5 protein-coding genes are annotated in these 5,885 nt (G+C 63.1%); 2 read left to right on the top strand and 3 right to left on the bottom strand.

Going from position 1 to position 5,885, the window contains the following annotated elements; translation table 11 throughout:
- The first annotated feature begins 232 nt into the window (after nucleotides 1–232).
- Entirely contained in the window at nucleotides 233–1,747 is a 1,515-nt protein-coding gene (locus K320_RS0117790; protein ID WP_051384979.1) for a sulfatase-like hydrolase/transferase, read from the top strand.
- A gap of 3 nt (nucleotides 1,748–1,750) precedes the next feature.
- On the opposite strand, the gene K320_RS0117785 is transcribed toward K320_RS0117790, so the two are convergent.
- On the bottom strand, nucleotides 1,751–4,318 hold the full coding sequence (locus K320_RS0117785) for a glycoside hydrolase 5 family protein (protein WP_051384978.1): 2,568 nt from the start codon (nucleotides 4,316–4,318) through the stop codon (nucleotides 1,751–1,753).
- 17 nt (nucleotides 4,319–4,335) lie between these two features.
- Here K320_RS0117785 and K320_RS0117780 point away from each other — a divergent pair, with 17 nt between their 5' ends.
- Nucleotides 4,336–5,016, top strand: coding sequence for a Uma2 family endonuclease (locus K320_RS0117780; protein WP_342667241.1), 681 nt, complete (start codon nucleotides 4,336–4,338; stop codon nucleotides 5,014–5,016).
- Between the two features lie 13 nt (nucleotides 5,017–5,029).
- Here K320_RS0117780 and K320_RS0117775 read toward each other — a convergent pair whose 3' ends face one another.
- On the bottom strand, nucleotides 5,030–5,431 hold the full coding sequence (locus K320_RS0117775; RefSeq protein ID WP_245593922.1) for a type II toxin-antitoxin system VapC family toxin: 402 nt from the start codon (nucleotides 5,429–5,431) through the stop codon (nucleotides 5,030–5,032).
- The gene (locus K320_RS0117770; protein WP_024540127.1) at nucleotides 5,428–5,634 is read right to left on the bottom strand and encodes an AbrB/MazE/SpoVT family DNA-binding domain-containing protein; all 207 of its coding nucleotides are present in this window, start codon (nucleotides 5,632–5,634) and stop codon (nucleotides 5,428–5,430) included. The genes K320_RS0117775 and K320_RS0117770 overlap by 4 nt, the downstream gene beginning before the upstream one ends.
- Nucleotides 5,635–5,885 lie beyond the last annotated feature (251 nt).

Below are 5,885 nucleotides of genomic sequence, written 5' to 3'. Positions count from 1 at the left end.
CTTCGCCTGCCGGTGCGCCGGCCACTTCGGCCACGCTGTCGGTGGACCTGCCCGCGGGTATCTCCGTGGTGCGCCTGCGTGCCAAGACAGGGCTCAATATCTGGGTGCGCGATATGGTCGTGCAGAGCGCGGGATGACGATGCCCTGAAACGGTCGTAGCCGCCGCCACTGGCTTCTGCATGGCGGCGCCACGCCGACAGGCAGGGGCTGTTTCAGCCGACAATCGCCGGCCATGAAAAAGGCGAATTCATGGTTGGCGTTTCTTTTGTTTCTCGCTGCATGGGTGCTGCTGTTCAGCCCCCGTTTGCTCCCCGGGATCACGTGGAAAACCCTGGCATGGGTCTTCATCTCCGCGTTCCTGTTCTGGCCTCTGGTTTTCAGCCGCTGGTCTCTTCGGGCAGGTGTCCTGATTTTTGCGCTGGCAGGCGTACTGGATATTTTTTATGTCCATTACTTCGGCACGCTGGCGGATGAGTTCTTCCTGGCTACGGCGCTGCGCACCAATGCTGCGGAAACGGGTGATTTCCTCAAAACCCTGCCCACGTCCTCTGTGTTGTTGGCGCTGTCCTGGCTGGCTGCATGCACTTATATAGGGTGGTTGTTGGGCAAGAATAGGCGCAGCGTCCTGCGCCGCCGTGTCCTGCTGCGCTGGAGCTGGCTGGCGCCCACGGCAGCTTGGGTACTGCTCGTCGCCCTGTATGCGACAGGCGATGTGGTGCGGCGCTTTGAAATCCAGGACAAGACCGTGAATGTCTATCCACTGCATCTTGCCTGGGCGGTCCTCAAGCAGCACTCCATTACGGATGCCGTCCTGTATGCCCCGATCCTGCCGGAGGCGGCGCCACAACCAGAAAAGATGCATACCGTGGTAGTGGTTCTGGGGGAGAGCGCAAGCGCCCGGCGCTGGTCTCTGCTCGGCTACCGTGCCAACCTCACAAACCAGGCGCTGGATCATGTTTCTGGAGTGAAAGTGGCTCAAGTGTGGGCGCGCGGCTTCATGACTGCTACAGCGCTGCCTTTCGTGCTCACCGGCCGATCGGTAGAAGACAGCATCAACAGCCAATCACCATCGTTTCTCGATCTGGCACGGCGTGCGGGATACAAGGTTTTTGTCTACAACAATTCGCGCGCCTCGGGCAACGGTGATTTTTTTGACCGGGTGCTCAGGCGATCTTCGGACGTTTATCAAAAGGTGGGCAACGGCGCACTCGATGGCGATCTCACCGCGCCCTTGCAGCATGCGCTGGCAGACCCAGCTGCACTGAAGCTGATCGTGCTGCACACCTTTGGCAGCCATGAGATCGTTTCGGATCGTTATCCGGTCGAATATGCGAAATTCGCGGACCCCTACGACAACAGCATTGCCTACACCAGCGCACTGCTTAGGCAATGGATCTCGATGCTTGATGCATCGACGGACCAGTCAGCGCTGCTGCTCTACACCAGCGATCATGGTTTGAGCATGCCACCCTGCAGCACCGGCTATGCGCACGGCCGGAGCCTGAGCAGTCTGGAGGTGCCTTTCCTTGCCTGGGGCAACCCGGCGGCTTATGGGCAGATGCCTGCGCTCTTCGCGTCGATGCCAGGCGGCGAGCACAGCAACGCCCTGCTGGCAGAGAGCGCCATTCGTGCCGTGGGCTACGGCATCTTGCTGCAGCAGCCCGATTGGCCCAGCAGTGTCGATCCAAGCTTCGAGGGGCATTCCTGGGCAGCTTTGCGCAAGTTGAACGCCTGCACGCTGCGTTGACGGTCAGCGGGGCGCATGCAGGGCGATCCACTGCACCGGCAGCTTGCCATCGAATGTGATGTGGTAGGCGCCGCCCTCGTAAGGTGCGGGCAGTTCGATCCACTGGTTGAACGGGCCGTTGCGCCAGGCCTTGAGCCCGGCAGGCGCCTTGACCGCGATGCTGCCCGCCAGCGGCTCCACCACGAAGGGCGTCTTGTTGCCCTGCTGCGGCAACGAGCGTGTGCCTATGGAAACCAGCACCTGGCTGGAGGCGCCCAGCACCGCATCGTCCAGGCTTTGCACCGCCACGGTGGCGTTGCGTGTCTGCAGCTGCAGCTGCACCGCCGGCAAATCCACCGTGGTGCCACCAATCCAGCCCATTGCCGCCTGCGTGCGCGCGGTGTTGATGGTGTAGGTGCCGCGCGCCCAGTTGCGCGTCAGCTCGCCGGTATCGCTGGTGGCTTCTTGCGCGCCTTCGGGCAGCAGTGATTGCGCCGGGTTGGTGATGACGGTGGCGCCCGCGGGCGGCGCGCGGCGCGTCAGCCACGGCAATTGCGGCGTGGCGGGCATGGCGATCAGCAGGCGGCCCTTTTCCGCCGCGCTGCGCAGCGCGGGGGCGTTGCCCGCCGAGGTGGCCTGGCCGAAGAAGGCCTCGGCACCCGGGTCGTAGACGTAGGTGGTTTTTGCCGGATGCACGTCGCCGCGGCGGTACATCAGCGCGGCGGCGCTCAGCATGGGCAGCAGCGACGGGTCGTTGTACGCATGCCAATTGGATGCGCTGCCCTGCTCGCGCGGGCTCTCCTGGCTGTAGGCGTAGTGCATCAGCGCGCGCCAGCCCTGGTGCGATGCCATGGCCGCAATCCACAGCGGCAGCGTGTGCCGGTCGTAGCTGGGGAAGGGGTCGGCGTTCCATTCCGTCACCGTCAGCGGCATGCCCACCACCTGCGCCGCCGCCAGCCAGTCGCCCAGGTTGGCCGCCCAGGCCGGGTCTTTCTCCAGCTGGCCGGGGCCGCCGTAGGCATGCGCGTCGATCACGTCACCGGTGGTCAGCGCCGGCAGAGAGAACAGCGGGTTGTCGCCCCAGGTGTTGGTGGTGGCCAGCGGCTGCTTCACGCCCAGGCCGCGCAGCTGCGCCACCATGTCTTCGTCAAAATTGTGTTCCAGGTCGTTGAGAAAGATTTTGCTCGGCCCTGGCTCCCAGCTGCGCCAGGTCTTGCTGGGCGGCAGGCCGGTCTTTTTGGCAAAGGCCTCGGCCACGTTCATGTAGAGCTTGCTGTGCAGCGGCACGCCCTTGTCCGGCAGCATGGCATTGCCGAAATGGTGCGTCACGTCGTTCTCGTTGGTGATCAGCATCGCCACGATGGCCGGGTCGTCCTTGTACGCCAGGTGCGTGTAGGCGTTGCGGTGCGTCACGTACTGCTCGTTGAAGCGGCGCATCGCCGCCTGCATGGTGATGTTCACGTAGTTGAAACCCTTGGGGTCAGCCGAGTCCTTGCCCTTGGCCAACTCGTCAAAGCCGTAGATGTCGTCCCCGCGCTTGAACTGCCGGCCCACGTGCAGGTCCAGCCATACGGCAATGCCTTCGTCCTTCAGGCACTTGATCCACCAGTCCAGCTTGTCCAGCGCCGCGGCATCCAGCGTGCCGGTGCTGGTGATGGTCTTGGGGTCGCCAAAGATGTTGGGGCTGACCCACGATGAATCGTGGTGGTGCAGGCGCACCAGGTTGTAGCCCAGCTGCGCCATGCGCCTGGCCTGCTGCCGCACCGCCTCGCGCGGCGTGGTGAAGAGGGCGTAGGCCGTCACGTTCGTGCCCCAGTAGCGTGCCGGCGTGCCGCTGCCGGCCAGCACGCCCGCGCTGGCCGGATCATTCTTCAGCGCCTGGCCCAGCAGACCCTGCGGCGCGGTGCGCGCATCGATGGCATCCCTGGGCCATGTGGTGGGCGGCGGGCCGCCCAGGCGCTCGGCCAGCGGTGCCAGCCACTGCGCGTTGCCGGTCCAGCTCAGCTGCACGGCATAGCGCTGCTCGCCCGCGGCGATCTTGCCGTCGTAGAAATAGGCGCGCACCTCCGCCGGGTTGTTGCGCTCGAAAAACACCCTGGGCAGGGGCGGATCAAAGCGCATGGTGAATTGCGTGCCCCCGGCTTGCCCCCATTGCCAGCCGGCATTGCCCGGCAACAGCACCGGCTTGCCCATCAGCGCGCCAAAGGTGCCGAGATCAAACCTGAACACCGCGCCGCCGCCGATCACATCATCCTGCGCGCTGCGCGCTGCCACGCGCAGCTCATAGCTCAGCGTCTGCGCCTGCGGCGCAGCGGTTTGGCCCATCCACGCCACGCCCAGGTCCTTCACCTCGCCCACCAGCCGGTAGGCGCCCGCGCCATTGCTCGCCAGCGCGCTCTGCACGCCGGCCCATTTCCATTTGGCACCCCAGAAGGCCCAATCCGCGCTGAAACCCGGCTGCCCGCCCAAGCTGGCACTGGGCAGGCCGTGTTGCTCGCTGAGCTGCACCTGCCATGCGGGCGTGGCTTGTGCTGCAACGCTGGACAATGCCAGCGCAAGGCAGGCGGCAATTGCAAATAAAATACGCTTCATAATGCCTCTGGCGCTTGATGGATATGTGCTGGCAGCTATCAATTCGGTTAATGCATGCACCGTATCCAACCCTGCTGCCAGTGGGCTATTGTGAACAGGAAACCGTACACTTCAGGCAGCTCCTTGCATCGGAGGCCGCCATGCCTGCACCGACAGCCGCACCCCCCAGTATTTCTGAAGACGAATACCTCGCCGGCGAAGCCGTGAGCGAGGTGAAGCATGAATTCATTGGCGGGCAGGTGTATGCCATGACGGGAGCGAGCCGAAGGCATGGTTTGATCGCGAGTGCGTTGATTTTTGCCCTTACGCCCGCAGCACGGAGCAAAAAATGTCAGCTCTTTGCCGCTGACATGAAGCTGCGTCTGGAGGTCGGCGGCGAGACCATTTTTTATTACCCTGATGTGATGGCGAGCTGCGACCCGGCAGACCGCGACCCCTACGTCACTCGCAATCCCTGCCTCATCATCGAAATCCTCTCCGAATCCACCGCCCGCATAGACCGGCGCGAGAAGCTGCTGGCCTACCAGACCATCCCCAGCCTGCAAAGCTATCTGCTGGTAGAGCAGGAGCGGCGCCATGTTGAGCTTTACCGCCGTGCCACCGGCTGGCAGGCAGAGCGCTACAACGACGGCGTGCTGCCCATGGAATGCCTGGATACCTCGCTGTCGCTGGATGACATCTACGCCGACGTGGCGTAAGTTTGCTGATCCGTCAACGCTGTGCCGCGTCAGGCGCCTGTTTGTGCCTATACCGCACGCCTTGCACATTGGCAAAGTGCGCGTCCTGCGTCCAGAGCGTGGCGCCTTGATCGCGTGCGGTGTGCAAAATGATGCTATCTGCCAAAGGCAGGTGCAGTGCGGCAGACAACTGCGCTGCTCCAATTGCCAGTGCATCAGACAACGCAATCACTGGCGCCTGGCGCATTAATGCCACGGCTCTCAGCGCATCCGCCTCGTTGCGTTGCTGCAGAACACGCTTGAACACCTCGAACAAGGTCAGCGATGGCACCACCAGCGTCTGCGCCGCCTCGATCGCTGGCGCGAAAAAATCGGCGTTGCTACCGTTGGCAAAATACTCCAGCCAGCCGCAGGAATCCACCACATTCAGACTCATACCCGGTCCTCCTCCCGAGGGACTTGGGTGTCGATGCCTACCAGAAAGCCCCGCAATGCGGGCGCTGCTTCCACAGGCAGCAGTTCAATGCGCCGATCAAACGCCAGCACCTGCAGCTTTTGCCCGGGTTCGATGCCCAAATCCTCGCGCACGGAAGGCGGAATGACCACCTGGTACTTGGGGGATACAGTGACAGCCAGCATGGCGATGCTCCTTGGAATGGATAAATCAATCGATGGATTTTACCTCTTCCTATTTTTTGATCGATCGCTTAAATTCTCATCGATGATATTTTAATACCCCAGACCGTTGCCCCTTCACCCCCCTGCCTGCACGACCATATCGCGCACCCAGATATCGAGCCCTGTCTTGGCACGCAGGCGCACCACGGAGATACCCGCGGGCAGGTCCACCGACAGCGTGGCCGAAGTGGCCGGCGCACCGGCAGGCGAAG

It is taken from the genome of Comamonas badia DSM 17552, from assembly GCF_000484635.1.
In the GTDB taxonomy this organism is placed as follows: domain Bacteria; phylum Pseudomonadota; class Gammaproteobacteria; order Burkholderiales; family Burkholderiaceae_C; genus Comamonas_C; species Comamonas_C badia.
This window is presented reverse-complemented; position numbering and strand designations above follow the sequence as displayed.

Bases quoted from the DNA above. Each gene is read 5' to 3' on its own strand.
- K320_RS0117790 (WP_051384979.1), top strand. From the start codon at position 233: ATGAAAAAGGCGAATTCATGGTTGGCGTTTCTTTTGTTTCTCGCTGCA.
- K320_RS0117785 (WP_051384978.1), bottom strand. From the start codon at position 4,318: ATGAAGCGTATTTTATTTGCAATTGCCGCCTGCCTTGCGCTGGCATTG.
- K320_RS0117780 (WP_342667241.1), top strand. From the start codon at position 4,336: ATGGATATGTGCTGGCAGCTATCAATTCGGTTAATGCATGCACCGTAT.
- K320_RS0117775 (WP_245593922.1), bottom strand. From the start codon at position 5,431: ATGAGTCTGAATGTGGTGGATTCCTGCGGCTGGCTGGAGTATTTTGCC.
- K320_RS0117770 (WP_024540127.1), bottom strand. From the start codon at position 5,634: ATGCTGGCTGTCACTGTATCCCCCAAGTACCAGGTGGTCATTCCGCCT.